Annotated in this window: 17 protein-coding genes and 2 tRNA genes; 11 read left to right on the top strand and 8 right to left on the bottom strand. The window is 59.2% G+C overall.

Going from position 1 to position 19028, the window contains the following annotated elements; translation table 11 throughout:
- The first annotated feature begins 253 nt into the window (after nt 1-253).
- The 5 genes from CQ011_RS02870 to CQ011_RS02850 all read left to right on the top strand — a co-directional run bounded on the left by CQ011_RS02870 (nt 254) and on the right by CQ011_RS02850 (nt 5073).
- Complete coding sequence (locus CQ011_RS02870; RefSeq protein WP_105674428.1) at nt 254-613, top strand: YraN family protein; 360 nt, start codon at nt 254-256, stop codon at nt 611-613.
- A complete protein-coding gene (locus CQ011_RS02865; RefSeq protein WP_105674426.1) occupies nt 610-2151 on the top strand; it encodes a YifB family Mg chelatase-like AAA ATPase in 1542 nt (513 codons plus the stop codon). Before CQ011_RS02870 ends, CQ011_RS02865 begins: the two co-directional genes overlap by 4 nt.
- A gap of 8 nt (nt 2152-2159) precedes the next feature.
- Complete coding sequence (gene dprA, locus CQ011_RS02860) at nt 2160-3407, top strand: DNA-processing protein DprA (protein ID WP_105674424.1); 1248 nt, start codon at nt 2160-2162, stop codon at nt 3405-3407.
- A 5-nt stretch (nt 3408-3412) separates the two neighbouring features.
- On the top strand, nt 3413-4426 hold the full coding sequence (locus tag CQ011_RS02855) for a tyrosine recombinase XerC (protein WP_105674422.1): 1014 nt from the start codon (nt 3413-3415) through the stop codon (nt 4424-4426).
- 143 nt (nt 4427-4569) lie between these two features.
- The gene (locus CQ011_RS02850) at nt 4570-5073 is read left to right on the top strand and encodes a DUF3145 domain-containing protein (RefSeq protein ID WP_105674420.1); all 504 of its coding nucleotides are present in this window, start codon (nt 4570-4572) and stop codon (nt 5071-5073) included.
- 130 nt (nt 5074-5203) lie between these two features.
- On the opposite strand, the gene CQ011_RS02845 is transcribed toward CQ011_RS02850, so the two are convergent.
- From CQ011_RS02845 to aceE, 7 genes are all read right to left on the bottom strand, one after another.
- A complete protein-coding gene (locus tag CQ011_RS02845; RefSeq protein WP_286161063.1) occupies nt 5204-5821 on the bottom strand; it encodes a dihydrofolate reductase family protein in 618 nt (205 codons plus the stop codon).
- Nucleotides 5822-5923: 102 nt separating this feature from the next.
- Nucleotides 5924-7165, bottom strand: coding sequence for a beta-ketoacyl-[acyl-carrier-protein] synthase family protein (locus tag CQ011_RS02840; RefSeq protein ID WP_105675016.1), 1242 nt, complete (start codon nt 7163-7165; stop codon nt 5924-5926).
- Between the two features lie 118 nt (nt 7166-7283).
- On the bottom strand, nt 7284-7529 hold the full coding sequence (locus CQ011_RS02835) for an acyl carrier protein (RefSeq protein ID WP_096255035.1): 246 nt from the start codon (nt 7527-7529) through the stop codon (nt 7284-7286).
- A 133-nt stretch (nt 7530-7662) separates the two neighbouring features.
- A complete protein-coding gene (locus CQ011_RS02830; RefSeq protein WP_105674416.1) occupies nt 7663-8721 on the bottom strand; it encodes a beta-ketoacyl-ACP synthase III in 1059 nt (352 codons plus the stop codon).
- 8 nt (nt 8722-8729) lie between these two features.
- Entirely contained in the window at nt 8730-9653 is a 924-nt protein-coding gene (locus tag CQ011_RS02825; RefSeq protein WP_105674414.1) for an ACP S-malonyltransferase, read from the bottom strand.
- 172 nt (nt 9654-9825) lie between these two features.
- Nucleotides 9826-11034 (bottom strand): PucR family transcriptional regulator, encoded by a 1209-nt coding sequence (locus tag CQ011_RS02820; protein WP_105675014.1) that lies wholly within the window; start codon nt 11032-11034, stop codon nt 9826-9828.
- 121 nt (nt 11035-11155) lie between these two features.
- Nucleotides 11156-13900, bottom strand: coding sequence for a pyruvate dehydrogenase (acetyl-transferring), homodimeric type (gene aceE / locus CQ011_RS02815; RefSeq protein WP_105674412.1), 2745 nt, complete (start codon nt 13898-13900; stop codon nt 11156-11158).
- A 361-nt stretch (nt 13901-14261) separates the two neighbouring features.
- On the opposite strand from aceE, the gene CQ011_RS02810 reads away from it, so the two are divergent.
- The 6 genes from CQ011_RS02810 to CQ011_RS02785 all read left to right on the top strand — a co-directional run bounded on the left by CQ011_RS02810 (nt 14262) and on the right by CQ011_RS02785 (nt 17656).
- Nucleotides 14262-14678: a DUF3052 domain-containing protein gene (locus CQ011_RS02810; protein ID WP_229677096.1), complete on the top strand. Its 417-nt coding sequence runs from the start codon at nt 14262-14264 to the stop codon at nt 14676-14678.
- On the top strand, nt 14678-15130 hold the full coding sequence (locus tag CQ011_RS02805; protein ID WP_105674410.1) for a redoxin domain-containing protein: 453 nt from the start codon (nt 14678-14680) through the stop codon (nt 15128-15130). Before CQ011_RS02810 ends, CQ011_RS02805 begins: the two co-directional genes overlap by 1 nt.
- 104 nt (nt 15131-15234) lie before the next feature.
- A tRNA-Val gene (locus CQ011_RS02800) sits at nt 15235-15310 on the top strand.
- A gap of 332 nt (nt 15311-15642) precedes the next feature.
- On the top strand, nt 15643-16632 hold the full coding sequence (locus CQ011_RS02795; RefSeq protein WP_105674408.1) for an LLM class flavin-dependent oxidoreductase: 990 nt from the start codon (nt 15643-15645) through the stop codon (nt 16630-16632).
- Between the two features lie 152 nt (nt 16633-16784).
- Nucleotides 16785-16860 (top strand) — tRNA-Val (locus CQ011_RS02790).
- A gap of 184 nt (nt 16861-17044) precedes the next feature.
- Nucleotides 17045-17656 carry a class I SAM-dependent methyltransferase gene (locus CQ011_RS02785; protein ID WP_105674406.1) on the top strand — a complete coding sequence of 204 codons (612 nt, stop codon included), beginning with the start codon at nt 17045-17047 and terminating at the stop codon, nt 17654-17656.
- A gap of 13 nt (nt 17657-17669) precedes the next feature.
- On the opposite strand, the gene CQ011_RS02780 is transcribed toward CQ011_RS02785, so the two are convergent.
- Nucleotides 17670-18737 carry a methyltransferase gene (locus CQ011_RS02780; protein WP_286161062.1) on the bottom strand — a complete coding sequence of 356 codons (1068 nt, stop codon included), beginning with the start codon at nt 18735-18737 and terminating at the stop codon, nt 17670-17672.
- Between the last annotated feature and the right edge of the window lie 291 nt (nt 18738-19028).

Below are 19028 nucleotides of genomic sequence, written 5' to 3'. Positions count from 1 at the left end.
GTGCGCCGTCGGCGCTCCGATGCGCTACACCGTGCGTCAGCGGGCCACTCGGTTCCATGCCAGCGTCGCCGCAGAGCAATCATCGCTTCTTCGCGCGCGCAGGAAGATCACACCTCACCGAGATGTCTTTGCAATCCAGACCTCCAAATGCCGGCCGCGTTATGCACAGTTCGGGCCTCGCCGATCATATTTGGGGCGTAGAGCCCTGAAGCTTGTGTTCATATTCCGAATCGAATCCAAGGACCGATGACCGATGAACCAACAGCAATTACTTGGTGCACGCGGAGAGCAAGCCGCCGCCGAGTACCTCTGCGCCCACGGCTACCGAATCTTAGAACGTAACTGGCGCTGCAAAATCGGGGAACTGGATTTGATCGTCGCCGACGCGAACGACTTCGTGCTCGCCGTCGAGGTCAAAACGCGCACTACCACCAACTTCGGTACCGGCTTTGAGGCGATCACCCCCAGCAAATACCGCCGCTTGCAACGGCTGCTACTGGCCTGGGGGAAAACCCGCGGCCGCTACGTCGGCCAGCTGCGCATCGATGTCATCGAGGTTTACCCGCAGTCCGATGGTTTCCACTGCCAGCATCATGAGCAGGTGGCCTCATGAGTGTGGCCCGCACCGCCGCGGTGGCGCTGAACGGGGTGCAGCCGGCACTCATCGATGTGGAGGCGGATCTAGGTAACGGAATCCCAGGCTTCCTGATTCTCGGCTTGCCCGACGCTTCACTGAACGAAGCCCGTGAACGCATCAAGGCTGCCGCCCGTAATACCGGTCTGCCGCTGGCGAATCGGAAACTTACGGTGAACTTGTCCCCGGCGACGCTCCCGAAATTTGGTTCGGGCTTCGATCTTGCTATCGTCATCGCGGCGTTGGCCGCCGACGGAATGCTGACTATCCCCGCCGATACGATCTTCCTGGCCGAATTGGCGCTGGACGGAACATTGCGTCCGGTGGCAGGAGTATTACCGGCGGTGCGCTTCGCTGTACACAACGGTTATCGGCACGTCTTTGTTGCCGCCGCGAACGAGGCCGAAGCCAGGCTGGTTCCCGGGGTGCGCATTACCGGAGCCCAGCATCTGGGTCAGGTACTGGTGATGTGTGGGGCGCCGCCGGAAAGTATTCGCACCTACTTGCGCCATCAACGCCCAGAAGTTGCCCAGCTACCCAACGAATCCGAGCCTTCACAAGATCTGAACTTGGTCAACGGACAGTATGAGGCGAAACTCGCATTGGAAATCGCCGCCGCCGGGGGACATCACCTCATCATGGTTGGCCCCGCTGGAGCAGGCAAAACCTTACTCGCCCGGTGCCTGCCTGGCATCCTGCCACCACTAGACGTTGCTGACTCCTTAGAAGCCACCGCGATCGATTCCATCACCCGCGGTGGACAGGGTGGGATTACCAAGTTGCAAAACACCGCCCCCTTCATTGCCCCGCACCATACCGCCTCCAGCGCTGCGCTGCTCGGCGGTGGTAGCCGTAATATCAGACCCGGCGCCATCACTCGGGCCCACGCCGGAATTCTCTTCCTCGACGAGGCGACCGAATTTCGTGCCGGGGTGCTCGACGCACTGCGCCAACCGGTGGAAGAGGGGCATATCAATTTGGCTCGGGCGAGTGGTCATCAACAGCTTCCTGCACGGTTTCAGCTGATCTTAGCCGCGAACCCGTGTCCCTGCGGACGCAATTTTGGCAGCGGAACTGGATGCACCTGCACTCCCAACGCCAGACGGCGCTACTTCTCCAAACTGTCCGGGCCACTGCTTGACCGGATCGACCTGCAGGTGAAGATGAACGCACTGACCGGTCAACAATTACTTGGCCGCGAGGCGGCCGAATCCAGCGCCACCGTACGCACACGGGTGCTTGCCGCCCGGCACCTGGCGGCTACCCGTTTAGAACCCTGGGGGCTGAACTGCAACGCCAGACTCAGCGCAAAAATCTTGCGCCACGAACTGCAATACCCCATGGCTACTCAACGGGCCTTGGAACTGATCGGCGAAAGCCATGAAATTTCGGCCCGTGGTCTAGACCGTATGTTGCGTGTGGCCTGGACCGTGGCCGATCAGCAAGAACATGGTGCGCCCACGGTTGATGATCTAGACGCCGCCCTGCATTTTCGACAAAACCTCGACCCGAGATAGGAGCGATCGTGTCTAGCCCAGATACCGCGCAGCTATTGTGCTTTGCTGAACTCAACACCCTGATTGAACCCAATGACTACGCCGCCAACGCTCTGCTGCAACTGATGAGCCCCACCGAATTGTTGGCTCTCATTCACCGCCAAGACCACGTGCCCGGATCGTTGAACACCCAACTGAACGACATTTTAGGCGAGAGCGCCATCTCCAATAAAGCGCTGAGCCTGCCGGTAGCGCTGACCCGCTGGCGCAAACGACTCGGATTCAGCAACCCGCAACTCGCCTTAGATACCATCGCCGCATTGAATGGAGGACTGCTCACCGCAGAAGATCCGCGCTGGCCTTCCCAACTTGATGATCTGGGGTTGGGCAAACCACTATGCCTGTGGTGGCGCACCGCGCGTCCAGAATTGCTCAGCGAACAACAGCTTGCACGCTGCATCTCCATCGTCGGCTCACGCGACTCTAGCGACTACGGCCACCAGGTCACGTTCGAACTGGCACGGAAACTGACCCTGCGCGGATTTTCGATCGTCTCCGGCGGAGCGTACGGCATCGACGCGAGCGCGCACCGTGCAGCCCTCTCCGTCGCAGACCCAGACACCCCTAGCTACCCAACAATTACAATCCTGGCCGGAGGAGCGGATAAACCCTATCCGGCCGGCAACGAGTCACTACTACGTCAGATTATTCACTCAGGGCTCTTGCTCTCCGAGGTGCCGCCGGGCACGGCGCCGACAAGGTTTAGGTTCTTGAACCGCAACCGGCTCATCGCGGCCCTGAGCAGACTCACCGTCGTCACCGAAGCCCGCCACCGCTCGGGCGCGCTGAACACTGCGAACCATGCGGTAGAACTTGGCCGAGAAGTAGCGGCGGTGCCCGGAAGTATTTATTCGCCCAACTCTGCCGGCACCCACAGGCTGCTCGCCGCCGGAACCGCCGCGCTGATCACTAGCACCAGCGACGTCCTTGAACTGCTCGGTGTACCGGCCGAACCAGCTGGAGAGCAAGTTCGGGAAGTCGAAAGCCAGGAACGTCCGTTGGATTCGCTAACCAAAACTCAGTCGATGATTTATGACGTGATGAATTTTGCGCAAGGCCACGTTCCCGATGAAATTTCGGCACTGAGCGGGATCCCAATCTTAGAAACCCTGCGCGCCCTGAGCGTGCTTCAACGCTTAGGCATCGCGGAGTCCAACGGCACGCAGTTCAGGCTAGTGAGCCGTCGAAGTTTATCGGTGAAAAACGCGGTAAATTGAAAGGGATGAAGCCCGAACCAGCCACCGAAGTGCCACAAGTCCCCTTAGCTATCAGCGAGCCGATCGCCGACTACCTGGACTATCTGCGGCTCGAACGTGCACGCAGCGAAAATACCTTGCGTGCCTATGGTGTGGATCTACGACTGATGACCGAATTCTTGGTGGGTCAAGCGCACGTTCAACGTCTACCGGATGTCACCGTCGAGATGTTGCGCGACTGGTTGGCACTCCTGCACGAAGCGCAGATTTCACGCACCACCATCGCCCGGCGGATCTCCTCGGTCAAAAACTTCTTTGCATGGGCGCTGAAACACAAGGTGGTAGCCAAGGATCCTGCGTTGCGTTTGGTGGCACCGAAAAAAGAACAGCGGTTGCCCCACGTATTACAGGCCGGCCAGATCGATCGTTTGCTCAGTGAACCCGCCTCGGAAACTCCCAAGGCCGACCCTGCGAGCGGCAAACCAGCCAAAGCGCTGACCAAAGCCGAAATGGTGGCGGAGCAAAAACGCATTGCCCTGGTAGCCCGAGATCGGGTCATTGCGGAACTGCTTTACGCGTCAGGCTTGCGCATCAGCGAGCTGGTTTCGCTCGATATTACTGACATTGATTTTGAACGGCGCACCGTGCGCGTAGTGGGTAAAGGAAACAAAGAACGTGTGGTTCCTTTTGGTAAACCTGCTGAACGAGCGATCAATCATTGGCTACGCAATCACCGCAAAGTTTTGGCGCTTCCGGACACCGGTGGGGCGTTGTTGGTGGGCGCTCGTGGAGGGCGGCTTAATGTCAGGCAAGCGCGTGAAGTGATCGCTCAAGCCCTGAAATCACTGGGGGATACCTCGGCTAGTGGGCCGCATGCTTTGCGCCATACCGTGGCCACTCATTTACTTGATGGCGGCGCAGATCTGCGCGCAGTTCAAGAGTTCTTAGGGCACTCCTCGTTGGCTACCACCCAGCTCTACACTCACGTCTCGGTGGACAGATTACGTCAGAGTTACCGCCAAGCCCATCCGCGGGCCTGAACGTCTGATTGAAATCTAGATGAAATGGCTCGTACGGCTGGCGAAAGTCTCGCACTTCGGGCAAAATGGTACTTGTCGGTAAGTACTGCACTTCGGCGAGGTTGACGTAGGGGAAGACGATCAACACCGTAACGGAGGATGGCATGTCTGCATCGATGACACGAGGCGTGATTTATATTCACTCGGCCTCTGCCGCGTTGTGCCCACATCTGGAGTGGGCCATACAGGAGGTGCTCGGCCAACCAGTCAAAATGGACTGGAGTGACCAGCACGTGGCTCCTGGACTTCGTCGTGCCGAAATTACCTGGACGGGCCTGCAAGGTACCGGTGCCAGCCTGGCCACCGCAATGCGCGGCTGGCAACATCTACGTTTTGAAGTCACCGAAGATCCAAGCCAAGGCTGCGACGGAAGTCGCTGGTCGTTCACCCCGGATTTGGGAATTTTCCACGCGACCATGGATGTCGCTGGCAACATTATGGTCAGCGAAGAGCGAATCCGCTGGGCCTATGAAAAGGGCGATGGCAATGCCTCGGTCTTTTTCCAAGAAATGTCTATTGCCCTCGGCGAAGCCTGGGATGAAGAACTTGAACCATTCCGCCATGCAGGGGACGATGCACCTGTTCGATGGCTCAACCAGGTGGTATAACAACTGGTTAATAAGTCTGGGGGGACCGAATAGGTCTTCCCGAGTAAATCCCCGGTGGTGCGGGGTGTTACCGCAGAAAAAACGGGATCCCGAAGAAGTTTCGGGATCCCGTTTGCGTACGGACAGACTCTTAGCGAACGACGTCGAAGACGTTCTTTTGAATACCGTTGGAGTACACGGCCGAATCCACCAGTTGCAGCTTCTGCGTAGCCAACGAGGCCTCGCTGAAAAGCCGTTTGCCCGATCCCAGCAGCACCGGGAACACCAGCAGGTGGTACCGGTCGATGAGTTGATGCTCCTGCAGGGAATGCACCAAGGTCGACGAGCCGTGAATAATCAACGGGCCGCCCTCGCCGGCACGCAGCCTTGCCACCTCGGCGGCCGAACGCAGGATCTGAGTCCCACCCCATCCATCGATCAGCTCATTCTCACGCAACGAGGAACTGACCACATATTTAGGCATGGCATTGTATTTCGGGAACTGCTCATCCATAGATGGCCAGACCGCACCGAAGGATTGATAACTGACTCGGCCCAGCACCATCGCTTCGGCCTCATCTTGTTCGCTACCCTTGATCTCGAACGCGGCCGGATCAAACTCCACGCTGGACATGGACCAGCCGGCGTTGTGATAGCCGGGTTCGCCGCCCGGGGCTTCCATCACTCCGTCGAGCGAGGTAAATGCGGTGACAATCAGTTGACGCATAGCTGTTGCTGCTTTCTTCCGCGGTGCATTGAATTGGCTCATCTAGGGTTTGCTACTAGTGATCGTAGCCTATGAACTTAAAGCAATGACGGGGTGCCTTCTGCACTGCAGAAGGCACCCCGTCATCAACGGTTCAGACAAAAACTAGACGCTGCGAATTGCAACCACTGCGTTGTGTCCACCAAAACCGAAGGAGTTGTTCAGTGCCACGATGCTTCCCTCCGCAGGAAGCTTCGCAGGCTCGCCGGTGACAACCTTCAACGGAATATCCGGATCCTGGTTATCCAGGTTGATGGTTACCGGTGCGAGGCGGTGGTAAATCGCCAAGGTGGTCAGTACGGACTCTACTGCGCCCGAGGCGCCCAGTAGGTGACCCATCTGCGACTTGGTCGCCGAGACCCACACGTTATCCAGGTGATCGCCTAGGGCGGCCTTCAACGCGCTGTATTCAGGCTTGTCGCCCACCGGGGTGGAGGTGGCGTGCGCGTTGACGTGGACCACGTCTTCTGGCTGAATTAGGCCGTCAAACATTGCTGCCTTCAGCGCGCGGGTAGCACCCAAACCCTGTGGATCCGGTGCGGTGATGTGGTACGCGTCTGCGGTCACCGAGGTGCCAGCAAGTTCAGCGTAGATCCGTGCGCCACGAGCCAGTGCGTGTTCTTCGGCTTCCAGCACCAGTGCGCCGGCGCCTTCACCCATCACAAAGCCATTACGGTCGATGTCATAGGGACGTGATGCGCCCTGTGGGTTGTCGTTGCTGCGCGAGAGCGCCTGCATCGAGGAGAAAGCCGCGATCGGCATGGGGTGGATGGCTGCTTCCGCGCCACCGACTACCACTACGTCTGCTTTGCCGGCACGGATCAATTCCATACCTACGTGCATCGCTTCGGTGCCCGAGGCACAAGCGGAGACCGGGGTGTGAGCACCGGCGGCGGCACCCAGATCCAAGGAGACCGCGGCGGCTGGGCCGTTTGGCATCAGCATCGGAACGGTCATTGGCAAGACACGACGTGGACCCTTTTCGCGCAGGGTGTCCCACGCGTCAAGTAGCGTCCAGACGCCGCCGATGCCGGTGGCGAAGGCGACTGCAAGCTTATTGCGGTCGATCTCTTCGATTCCGGAGTCTTTCCACGCTTCACGCGCGGCCACCACGGCGAACTGCGTGGATGGATCCATCCGCTTGGCTTCCACGCGGGAGAGCACGTCGGTGGCTGGGACCGAGGCGCGCGCTGCGAAAGTGACAGGCAGGTGGTATTCCTCCACCCAGGAATCGGTCAAGGTGGCGGCGCCGGAGACACCCTTAAGGGCGTTCTCCCAAAGGGTGGGGACGTCCCCACCGATAGGGGTTGTGGCTCCGAGACCGGTGATCACTACTTTGCGCGCCATCATCAAACTCTCTACTGGGCGGTAAAAAAATTGTGGGGGTCGGCTTCACGTACCGACCCGTGCGTGTGGCTTGCCCACACGACGGTGTGTCACACCATCAAGGGTGCGACGAAACTGCTTAGGCCTGTGCTGCGGCGATGAAGTTCACTGCGTCGCCCACGGTCTTCAGGTTCTTGACCTCTTCGTCCGGGATCTTCACCTCGAACTTGTCTTCTGCCTCAACGACGATGGTCATCATCGAGATCGAGTCGATGTCCAGGTCTTCGGTGAAGGACTTGTCCATCTGCACGTCTGCAACGTCCAGGCCGGTCTCGGCGTTAACGATTTCGGCGAGGCCCGCCAGGATTTCTTCGGTGCTAGCCATGGAATGGCTCCTTTTCTGATTGTGCCGGATAATTCCGGCCATTGTGTGTGGCGCGCACCCGGTGTCGGGCGGTGCCGGTCTTAGTAAAATTTTACGCGCTGTTGGGCGCAGGCTTTCGCCTTCGCTTTAAAGCTTAGGGCAGGAGGACTACTTGAGCGCCGAAGACAAGCCCGGCACCAAAACCAATCTGCAAAGCAAATTTGCCCGAAAGCTCCGGATGCTCTCTGCGCATGCGGTCCATCGCCATCGGAATGGAGGCCGCAGAGGTGTTCCCGTTTTCTGCAATATCCCGGGCGATGAGCACGGTTTCGGGAAGTTTTAGCTGCTTGGCCAGCTCATCAATGATGCGCATATTCGCCTGATGCGGGATGAACGCGGCCAAATCACTAGCTTGGAGTCCAGCCTCGGCTAATGCCTGACGGGCCATCTTCGCCATTTCCCAGACCGCCCAGCGGAACACCGTCTGGCCGTCTTGGCGCAGCGTCGGCCACGGATTGGCCAGCTCTTCGAGCGGTTCATCAACCGCCGATTCCAGTAGCTCATTGGCGCCGAGTAGCGAATCGCGCAACTCAAGCTGTGAGTGGGTCATGCTGATCGCGTTCCACTTGGAGCCATCCGAGCCCCACACCGACGGGGAAATCCCCGGAACCGATGAAGCCCCGACGATCACCGCTCCGGCACCATCACCAAGCAGGAAGGAAATGGTGCGCTCAGAATTGTCGATGTAATCCGAGAGTTTCTCCACGCCCACCACCAACACATGTTGCGCTAGCCCGGAACGAACCAACGCGTCCGCCTGAGCGATCGCATAGCAGTACCCGGCACAGGCCGCGGAAATGTCATAGGCCGGAGCCGGGGTGGCGCCGAGCAGGTCAGCAAGGGCCGCGGCCGCCGACGGGGTGGCATGCGGGAAGGTCACCGTGGCCACGATGACCGTATCAAGCTGCGCGGCACTAATCCCTGCGTCCTCAAGGGCCGCTTGCGCGGCGCCTTGAGCCATGTCCAACACCGAGGTGTTCGCATCGGCGCGATGCCGGGTGATGATGCCGGTGCGCTGGCGGATCCACTCGTCGGAGGAGTCGATCCACTGGCAAACATCGTCATTGGTCACCACCACATCGGGGCGGAATGACCCGGTGCCCAGAATCGCGCTATACGCGTTCGGGGTGGGGGTAAGTAGCTGCGCGGTCATGATGGTTCCTAGTGCCCGGTGTGCTCGGCAATAAATTCGCGGGCGGCATCCAACTCGGCCGGGCTCTTCAGCGCGAGGGTTTTGACGCCCTTCAGTCCGCGGCGGGCCAAGCCCACCAGGGTTCCGGCCGGAGCGAGTTCGAGCACTCCGGTGACGCCTTGAGCGGCCAGGGTTTCCATGCACAGATCCCAACGCACCGGGCGGGAGACCTGAGCGACCAAGGAGGCGAGGTTCGCGCTGCCGTCGGTGACTGGCGCTCCGTCAAAGTTGGAGAGCAAGGTCAGCTGTGGGTCTTGCGGCGACAGGCTGGCGGAGAGTTCTTCAAGAACGCCCACCGCCGGCTGCATGTGGCTGGTGTGGAAGGCACCTGCGACCTTCAACGGGATCACGCGGGCCTTCGCTGGTGGGTTCGCCACCAGTGCTTCAAGCTGTTCTAGGGTGCCGGCCGCGACCGTCTGTCCGCCGCCGTTGGCGTTGGCTGGGGTCAAGCCGAATTCGCTGAGTTTCGAGAGAACCTCATCTGGGTCACCGCCAAGTACCGCGGCCATGCCGGTGGGCGTGGTGGCTGCTGCCTGAGCCATGGCGTTGGCGCGGGTCCGCACAAACGTCAGTGCGTCGGTTTCGCTCAGTGCGCCGGCTAAGGCGGAGGCGGTAATTTCGCCTACCGAGTGTCCGGCAAGGACGACGCCGGCAGGTAAGGAATCGCCAAAGAGTGCACGGGCGGAAACCAGTCCGGCGGCGACGATCAAGGGCTGCGCGACGGCGGTGTCCTTGATGGTCTCCTCATCGGAGGTGGTTCCGTGGGCGAGAAGATCGCGCCCGGTGATGCCGCCCAGCGCAGTTAGATGGTCGCGAACGCCATCAACTTCGAGCCAGTCGGTGAGAAAACCTGGGGTCTGGGAGCCCTGTCCGGGGCAAACGATTGCTAACACTCTTATAGCTTTCCAAATAGTTGTGGCTTCACGCGCGGTATTTCGGTACCAAGCTCGAGGTGCCTCTTTGTAGGAACTCTACAAAAGCTTAGCCTAACGCCACGATAAAAACCCATGTAAAGCGCCTGTGTTGCGGTCCGGGGACTGTGCGTTCCCCATAAAATTGGTTGGTTTAGCCCGGTTCGTTCAGCCGCCCGAGCACCAGTGCGCTATGCAGCACAAATGCGTCACGCGCCACCAACGGATCCCAGCCGGTCACCTCGGAAATACGCTTGAGTCGGTAACGCACGGTATTGGCGTGCACAAAAAGTTCCCGCGCGGTGCCCTCCAGTGAGTGGCCAAGCGCAAGGTAGCTAGACAGCGTCTGTAGTAGCCCGTTGCCGGCGTGTACCAGCGGCTGATACACACGTTCAATAAGTGCGGTGCGAGCCAGCGGGTCACCGTTAAAGACCCGCTCGGGCCACAGGTCATCGGCGTCTACCGGCACCGGTGCCTGCTCCCAGGCGCGCGCCGCGCCGTAGCCTGCCACCGCGGCGCTCGCGGCGGTATGCATCTGGCTGACGGTGGCCGCCAGCGGAGAATAGACGATCGGCCCGGGGCCAAAGAACCGGGCAAAGCGGGTGAGGTCCGCTTCCTCAAATTTGGTGTCCGAAAGCATCAGGATCGCCCGATCTCCGAGCACCCCGACCAGCGAGTCGCTGGCGTAGCGTTGCGCCACCCGGCGCAGCGCCGCGACGAAGGTGACCGAGTTGGACGCCGGGGTCGTACCGACCATAATGCGGATGTTCTTTTGTGACTTCCAGCCGATGGCCGCGATCCGCGAGGACAGCGAGTCCTGAGATTCCCCATGCAGTACCGCATCCACCACGTGGGCTTCAAGCCGTGAGTCCCAGGCGCCGCGGGTCTCGGCGGCCCGCGCGTACACGTCGGCGGCGGCGAAGGCCACCTCACGGGAGTAACGCAACACCGCCTCACGTAGTTGTGCCTGTTCGTTTTCGGCCGCGATATCTGGCACCTGAGATTCGACAACCTCCACGATGGTGCGTAGCAAGGCCAACGCTTTTTGCAACGAGATGGACCGGGTCAGTTCGCTCGGGGCGGCGCCAAAGACGTCGTTCATCACCCACGCCGGGGTGGATTCGGGTTCCTCGTACCAGGTGACAAAGGTGGAGATGCCCTTTTGTGCGACCAGCCCGAGGGCCGCGCGTTCGGCCGGCTCTAAGGAGCGGTACCAGGGCAGGGATTGGTCCAGATATTTTAGCGCCGTGGTGGACAGCACGCCCAGATGGCTTTTGAGCCGGCGAATAGTTTCTGCGGTGGGCTTGGGCACTCGCACAGCGCGCGAGCGCACACCCGATGTGGGCTCGACCTGAGGACTCATGGTTTCAAGCATACGCAAAAAATGTGCCTACGCGCCGGTAGTTAAACGTCGGCGGGCGCCAAGTCACCTGAATCAGGAAACTTGGCGCCCGCCAAACAAAGTTGAACTAGCTACGCGAGAGCTACGCGTCGCCGCCCGCGTTACCGGAAGTTCCGGCATTTGGGTTGTTCAGGTCGTACTTTGCGTGAGCCTTCACCGCGGTATCAGCCGGGATCTCGCCGCGTTCTGCCAGCGAGGCCAGGGTTTTGACTACCAGGGTGTGCGAGTCGATCTTGAAGAATCGACGCGCCGCAGCACGGGTGTCGGAGAAGCCGAATCCGTCCGCGCCCAAGGTGTGGAATTCACCTGGCACGTAAGGGCGGATCTGCTCCGGCACCGCACGCATGTAGTCGGTGGTCGCGATGACCGGACCGGTGGTGGACTGCAACTTGGAGGTCACAAACGGTACCGGGCGAGCCTTGGATGGATCGACGAGCACCTTGTCATCGGCGATCTGACCCTCGCGAGCCAATTCGTTCCAGGAGGTGACCGACCATACATCGGCGGACACGCCCCACTCCTCGGCCAGGATCTGCTGGGCCTCGATAGCCCACGCCAGCGCCACGCCGGAGGCGAGCAGCTGAGCGCGTGGCCCGTCGGTGGTCGCTTCCTTCAGCAGGTAGATACCCTTCACGATGCCCTCAACGTCAACGTTTTCAGGCTCCGCAGGCTGGCTGATCGGCTCGTTGTACACGGTGATGTAGTACATCACGTTTGGATCGGTGTGGGTGCCACCGTACATGCGCTCAAGGCCCGAGCGCATAATGTGCCCGATCTCGTAACCGTAGGCCGGGTCGTAGGCGACCACTGCCGGGTTGGTAGCTGCCAGCAACGGCGAGTGGCCGTCGGCGTGCTGCAAACCTTCACCGGTCAGCGTGGTGCGTCCTGCGGTGGCGCCAATGATGAAGCCACGGGTCATCTGGTCAGCAGCGGCCCAGAACTGGTCGCCGGTGCGCTGGAAACCGAACATCGAGTAGAACACGTAGATCGGGATCAACGGTTCATCGTGCGTGGAGTAGCTGGTCCCGGCGGCGGTGAAGGCCGCTACCGCGCCGGCCTCGTTGATGCCTGGGTGGATCAGCTGACCGCTAGCGGACTCCTTGTACGCCAACACCAGATCACGGTCTACCGACAGGTAATTCTGTCCGGCAGGGTTGTAGATCTTGGCGGTAGGGAAGAAGGAGTCCATGCCGAAGGTGCGCGACTCATCGGGCACGATCGGCACGATGCGGTGACCGAAGTCCTTGTCACGCATCAGGTCCTTGAGCAGACGCACAAATGCCATGGTGGTTGCGGCCTGCTGCTTGCCCGAACCACGCTTAGCGAAGGCGTAAGCCTTGTCGCCAGGCAGGTGGATCTTGGAGCTGTTTTCCTTACGGCGCGTTGGCACCGCACCGCCCAATTCGCTGCGGCGTTCCATCATGTACTTGTACTCCGCCGAGTCATTGCCCGGGTGGTAGTACGGCGGCATATATGGATCGGCTTCGAGCTGCTCGTCGGTGATCGGGATGCGCAGGTGATCGCGGAAGCCCTTGAGGTCCTCCAAGGTCAGCTTCTTCATCTGGTGGGTCGCGTTACGCGCCTCGAAGTGCGTGCCCAGGCCGTAGCCCTTAACCGTCTTGGCCAGGATGACCGTCGGCTTGCCCTTGAACTCGGTGGCTGCCTTATAGGCCGCGTAGACCTTATGGTAGTCGTGGCCGCCACGCTTCAGGTTCCAGATTTCGTCGTCGGTCATATCCGCGACGAGTTCCTTGGTTTCTGGACGCTGACCGAAGAAGTGCTCGCGAACGAACGCGCCGGACTCGGCCTTGTAGGTCTGGTAGTCACCATCCGGGGTCTGGTTCATGACGTCGACCAGGGCGCCGTTTGGATCTTCTTCGAGCAGGGCATCCCACTCGCGGCCCCAAACGACCTTGATGACGTTCCAGCCCGCACCGCGGAAGAAGGCCTCAAGTTCCTGCATGATCTTGCCGTTACCGCGCACCGGTCCGTCGAGGCGCTGCAGATTGCAGTTGATCACGAAGGTCAGGTTGTCGAGCTTCTCGTTGGCAGCAAGCTGCAAGAAGCCGCGCGACTCTGGCTCGTCCATTTCGCCGTCGCCAAGGTAGGCCCAGACATGCTGGTCCGAGGTGTCCTTGATGCCACGGTTGTGGATGTAGCGGTTCAGCTGTGCCTGGTAGATGGCGTTTGCTGGGCCGATACCCATCGACACGGTCGGGAACTGCCAGAAGTCTGGCATCGAACGTGGGTGTGGGTAGGAAGGCAGCGCGTGGCCTTCCTGGGACTTCTCCTGGCGGAAGCCGTCCATATCTTCTTCGCTCAAGCGTCCTTCGAGGAAGGCGCGGGCGTACATACCTGGGGAGGCGTGGCCCTGGAAGAAGACCTGATCGCCGCCGCCTGGATGGTCCTTGCCACGGAAGAAGTGGTTAAAGCCAACCTCGTACAAGGTGGCTGCGCCTGCGTAGGTGGAGATGTGTCCGCCGACGCCGACGCCTGGGCGCTGGCCGCGGTGCACCATGATGGCTGCGTTCCAGCGCATGAACGCGCGGAAACGACGTTCTACGGACTCATCGCCCGGGAAATCTGGTTCCTGATCCACCGGAATCGTATTCACGTAGTCGGTGGTGGTCACCATGGGGACGCCAACGGACTTGGCGCCGGCACGCTGCAACAGCGAGCGAATGATGAACTGAGCACGTTCGGTGCCCTGGGATTCGACCAGTGAGTCGAATGAGTCCAACCATTCCTGAGTTTCCTCAGGATCCCGATCAGATAGCTGGTAAGTCAAACCACTACGGATCTGGGAGATGTGTTCCTCTACAGCCACGGAAGCTCCTTGATTGAATTGCGGCTCCGACACGTTGGTCTGAGTTTCGGACCGTGTGACGGGTTGGGACTACGAGAGCTGCGCGCTTGAGTGACGTGTGCATCTCGTTTCAACCCATACTCTAGTTCTTATAGGGATGTGAAAAGTACAGTTTTTAGACGCAAAAAGCCCTTAAATCTGACTTATAGAGTGACATGTGCAACTCCGTACAGGAGCTAGGTACATAATGCTCATGTAAGGATGAGGTGAGTCACGAGTTCTCGCGATAGAATTACCGGCGTGTTACGTCCTTAGCGCTTGAATGGGAAGACAAAAGAGTGTTTTGTTGTTAGTAACGCTTTGTAACAGCAGGAGGAATGAAGTGAGCGACGCCGTATCGGCAAACCTGGAACCCGCTAAGAACTTGGGTTTCAAAGATGAAGACCTTATTCAGGAACTGGGCTATGACGAAGACGTAGACTTCGGTCTTCGTGATGCTATCGAGGACCTGATCGGTTCAGATTTGCTCACCGAAGAAGACCACGACGTAGTCGACGCAGTCATTTTCTGGTGGCGCGACGGCGACGGAGACTTAGTCGACGCTCTGATGGATTCATTGGAATGCCTTGATGAAGGTGGCATTGTTTGGCTACTTACCCCTAAACAGGGTCGTAGCGGACATGTGTCCCCAACCCAGATTCAACAGGATGCTCCCACTGCGGGGCTTCATGTCACTACAACTGAGGGTGTCTCAGAGGATTGGTCCGCCATCCGTCTAGCACCACGCAAGAAGCACTAATGATCGAAACAGGTTCACGCCTGTTCGATTTCTCGCTGGAAAACCAGTACGGCGAAACTATCACCAGCACCCAGCTCGCTTCGGGCAGGGTGCTGGTGGTTTTTTACCCCTGGGCATTTTCCCGCGTCTGCGGATCTGAACTAGCTCAAATTCAAGAACATCACCAAGACTTTCTCGACGCCGAGGTGCGGGTGGTGGCGATCTCGGTGGACCATAAGTTCACGTTGCGTAGTTACGCCGAACAACTTGGTATCGAGTTCGAACTCCTCGCCGACTTCTGGCCACACGGTGCGGTAGCCATGGAGGCTGGCGCATTTGATGAGGCTAAGGGAGTGGCGACACGCCTCTCGCTGTATCTAATCGATGGGGTAGTGCGCCACATTTTTAGTAGTCCAATGACCGAGCCGCGCAGCCTGAATGAGTATCAGAAGGTCATTGCGAGCTTGAAGTGATGTAGCTCTCCTAGCGTGTTCGGCTCTCGATTTGCGCGGAGAGAAAATAACCGGTAAATTTATCTCTCGTTGGCTTGGAGAAATGCAAGACAGCATAAAGGTTTGGGCCTTTAGCTCAGCTGGTAGAGCGTCACGTTTACACCGTGAATGTCATCGGTTCGATCCCGGTAGGGCCCACCAAGCAAAACCCGCTTCGCCTCATCTTCGGATGAGGGGATGCGGGTTTTTTGTTGTGTACTGACCGGCGCTAAACCAAAAGGTATTCACCCTCAGTGCGGTGCGGATGCCAGTCAGAACACCGCTTTGTGGTTAGCGTCAGGGCTTATAGGCCAGCGTCAGGCGAAATCTGTGGACGGGGCAGGCGCCTGGAAGGTCTAGCTCAGGCGCCCAAAATCGGGGGAGCGTCACAAGGTTCAGTGGAATAGGTTCCCTCTCGGCTTGGTTGTCGCTAGAGAGCGCCAGTATTTTTCTGCAGGGTAGATTCTGCAAAACTGCAATCTTAAGGAAACGATTTGCCTGTTCCGTTGAGCATTCTTGATCTTGCCTCTATTTCTGAAGGCTCCACCGCGCGCGAGGGGATTGCCGCGTCGATGAAAACCGCCCAACTGGCGGATGAGCTTGGCTACCATCGGCTATGGTTTGCCGAACACCACAACACGGCAAATCTCGCTTCCAGCGCCACCGCGTTGCTTATTTCACAGGCCGCCTCGGTCACCGAGCGGATCCGGGTGGGTTCAGGTGGCGTGATGTTGCCAAACCACGCTCCGCTCATGGTCGCCGAGCAGTACGGCACCTTAGCTAACATGCATGGTGATCGGATCGATCTGGGCCTCGGCCGTGCACCAGGAACCGATGGTATGACCGCGCAGGCGCTGAATCGTTCGTCGGCCGAGCCGCAAGAGTTTGCGCGCAGTATTTATGACTTGCAGGGCTGGTTTGGGCAGAGCGGGACCGCGCACAGCATGCCGATTGTCTCCGCCGTCTCAGCCGGTATGAACGTGCCGATTTGGGTGCTTGGTTCCACGGTTAATGGTGCCTCTATTGCAGGCCAATTGGGTCTGCCGTTTTCGATCGCCTCACACTTCGCCCCGGATCAGGTCGATCACGCGCTGAAAGTTTACCGCGACGCTTTTAACCCCGAGGCGGTGACGGCGCAGATCGATAAGCCCTACGTGATGGCAGGCATCAACGTGATGGTCGCGGACAGCGACGAGGAAGCTGCACGGGAGTTCACGGTGATCGAGCAGATGTTCCAAGATGTGCTGCGTGGAAAATCGCGCAAGCTTCAGCCTCCGGTAGACCCAGAAGTGTTGGCAAGCCAGGGCTACACCGGAAACCCGATGCTGAAGATCAAGGCGGTTGGTGGTCCGTCGAAGGTCAAAGCCGAGCTGGATGCGTTTGTGCAACGAACCGGTGCCGATGAACTTATTACGACAACCTATGCCTTCGATCCTTCCGTGCGTGAGCACTCGCTGAAACTTTTAGCGCAGCTTTGGTTCTAACCTTTCACGCAATAGTGCAGCTACCGCGGGCCTAGATCGATTCACCCCCGGGGGAGATGCACGTCACGGCATTCTGATTTGCGCCGATGCGTTTTCACCAGTAAAGTTATTCCCTGTTGGCAAGAAGTTATTTCTTCGCTCAACGATGGTAAGGGCCTTTAGCTCAGCTGGTAGAGCGTCACGTTTACACCGTGAATGTCATCGGTTCGATCCCGGTAGGGCCCACCAAGCAAAACCCGCTTCACCTCATCTTCGGATAAGGGGACGCGGGTTTTTTGTTGTGCCCACTGGACCGAGGGCGCAGGCTTTTTCAACGCTTTAACTTCCCCGAAGACTAATTTCCAGACTTACTGCGCCTGGAACTAAATGTCTCCAAAGTTGTCTCGTCGCGATTGCATGGGAAACTGAAGTTATGACTGCTCCCGAAGAAAACGTATGGATCGCCGCCACCCGAGCGAATCCCGAACACTCACAGAACTTTGCCCAACGCTGGCGGACCTTCGCGCAAGAAGGTCGCGATATTTTTGGTGAGGCACGAACCATCGATGCGATGGCAGAGCGCGGCAGTCGAATCCTTGATGCCGGATGCGGAACCGGTCGAATCGGCGGCTGGTTAGCCGAACGCGGCCATCAGGTCGTCGGCATTGACCTAGACGAGCACCTGATCGATGTGGCCCGCGAGGATTACCCGCAGGCGCGTTGGGAGGTTGGCAATCTAGCTGACTTCACGCTCACCGATGACTCTTTGGCTGCACTTGAGTTCGACGTGATCGTCTCGGCCGGAAATGTGCTGACCTTCTTATCCCAATCCGAGCGGCTGCCAGCACTGGTGAAACTGCGGGAGCATTTGGCAACCGAGGGACGCCTGGTGGTGGGCTTCGGCGCGGGACGCGACTACGAGTTCGAAGACTTTGAAGCCGATGCAGCATCCGCGGGCCTTGAACTGCAGCAGCGCTTCTCCACCTGGCAGTTCCACCGTCCCGCTGATGACTTCCTCGTCGCCGTACTCGGCCGCGCCGACTAAGCGCGGAGGCGGGTTACGCCTTGGTGCGTAGCCGCCACAGCGAGGTGACTTCCCGCGAGCGTGCTGCATGAAGGATGTCTGAATCATCCTTGGCGCGCCCGTGGGTTGGCAGGGTGTCGAGCCTGTCGATGACTTCTAGGCCTGCGTCGTCGATGGCATCAAGAAGTAGTTGGCGACTGCGTAAGCCCAATAGCTCGGCCAGGTCAGAAATGATCAGCCAGCCTTCGCCGTCTTCGGTGAGGTGTTCGGGCAATCCGCGCAAAAACTGTAAGAGCATCTTGCTTCCCGGATCGTACACGGCAGCATCGAGTGTGGTCGGCGCGCTTCCGGGTAACCAGGGCGGATTACAGATCACCAACGGCGCACGGCCTGCGGGGAACATGCTGGTCAGTTCGGCGCGGGCGGAATCATCGATGGCTAGGCGCGCGAAGTTCTCGTTCGCGCAATCTACCGCGCGCTGATGGATGTCGGTGCCGATCACGGTCTTCATGCCGCGGGATACCAAGATCGCCGCCAACACTCCGGTGCCGGTGCCGATATCAAAGGCCAGCTCGGTGGCGTTCAGCGGTGCCTTGGCAACTAGGTCAACATACTCATGCCGGGTGGGCAAGAACGTGCCGTAGCCAGGGTGGATCTTTTGGCCTAGTGCAGGCACGTCGACGCCGTTGAGGTACCACTGGTAGGCGCTGAGTACACCGGTGAGTTCTTGGAGGCTGACTACCGCAGAGTGCGTAGTGGGCGCGGCCTTTTGCGGATAACCAAATGCCACCGCAGGGCCAACGCGTGGGGCCCTGGGCAGTTCTAGCGCTGCCTCACCGTCGATGGTGTCACAATTCAGTGGAACTAAGATCAGTGACATCATCCGCGAGCGTTGGGCTCGCCCCTGACGGATGGCATAGAACTTTTCCGCGTCGGTTTGAGGCTTGCGCGAAGTCTTGCCGGTGGCCGCCTTGGATAGTCGGCGATCGATGGCCGATAACATTTGCTTGGCATTGTGGAAGTCGCCCAACCAGAGCATGGCGGTGCCGCGCGCCGCGTTGCGCATGGCGGCATCGGCGGTGAGTCGGTCATCAACGACCACCACATTTTTAGGTACTGGGCGCGCATTGGCTGACCACCAGCTGGCGGAGGTATGAGTTCCTTGGTGTTCCCAGCTCAGGGTTTGGTCGGCAAGGTTGGGGGAGTGCTCGATGGCGGTGTACCTCGTTGAGTCGTGGCGCTCACCCGATGTCTGACCGCGCGCGAGCGATGGTGTTGCGAAGCCTAGTAATCTCCATGATACGGAGTTTTCCCCGAGCGCAGGTGCAGTGCGAGCACCCTAGCGCGTAAGACTTTCGAGTGTTATCTTTAACTTTGTAACGCAAAGTACTTT

Origin of the sequence: Arthrobacter sp. MYb213 (genome assembly GCF_002979915.1) — a bacterium.
In the GTDB taxonomy this organism is placed as follows: domain Bacteria; phylum Actinomycetota; class Actinomycetes; order Actinomycetales; family Micrococcaceae; genus Glutamicibacter.
This window is presented reverse-complemented; position numbering and strand designations above follow the sequence as displayed.

Excerpts from the sequence above, each read along its gene's own strand:
- CQ011_RS02870 (WP_105674428.1), top strand. The coding sequence starts at position 254 with ATGAACCAACAGCAATTACTTGGTGCACGCGGAGAGCAAGCCGCCGCC.
- CQ011_RS02865 (WP_105674426.1), top strand. The coding sequence starts at position 610 with ATGAGTGTGGCCCGCACCGCCGCGGTGGCGCTGAACGGGGTGCAGCCG.
- CQ011_RS02855 (WP_105674422.1), top strand. The coding sequence starts at position 3,413 with ATGAAGCCCGAACCAGCCACCGAAGTGCCACAAGTCCCCTTAGCTATC.
- CQ011_RS02850 (WP_105674420.1), top strand. The coding sequence starts at position 4,570 with ATGTCTGCATCGATGACACGAGGCGTGATTTATATTCACTCGGCCTCT.
- CQ011_RS02845 (WP_286161063.1), bottom strand. The coding sequence starts at position 5,821 with ATGAGCCAATTCAATGCACCGCGGAAGAAAGCAGCAACAGCTATGCGT.
- CQ011_RS02840 (WP_105675016.1), bottom strand. The coding sequence starts at position 7,165 with ATGGCGCGCAAAGTAGTGATCACCGGTCTCGGAGCCACAACCCCTATC.
- CQ011_RS02835 (WP_096255035.1), bottom strand. The coding sequence starts at position 7,529 with ATGGCTAGCACCGAAGAAATCCTGGCGGGCCTCGCCGAAATCGTTAAC.
- CQ011_RS02830 (WP_105674416.1), bottom strand. The coding sequence starts at position 8,721 with ATGACCGCGCAGCTACTTACCCCCACCCCGAACGCGTATAGCGCGATT.
- CQ011_RS02820 (WP_105675014.1), bottom strand. The coding sequence starts at position 11,034 with ATGAGTCCTCAGGTCGAGCCCACATCGGGTGTGCGCTCGCGCGCTGTG.
- CQ011_RS02805 (WP_105674410.1), top strand. The coding sequence starts at position 14,678 with ATGATCGAAACAGGTTCACGCCTGTTCGATTTCTCGCTGGAAAACCAG.
- CQ011_RS02785 (WP_105674406.1), top strand. The coding sequence starts at position 17,045 with ATGACTGCTCCCGAAGAAAACGTATGGATCGCCGCCACCCGAGCGAAT.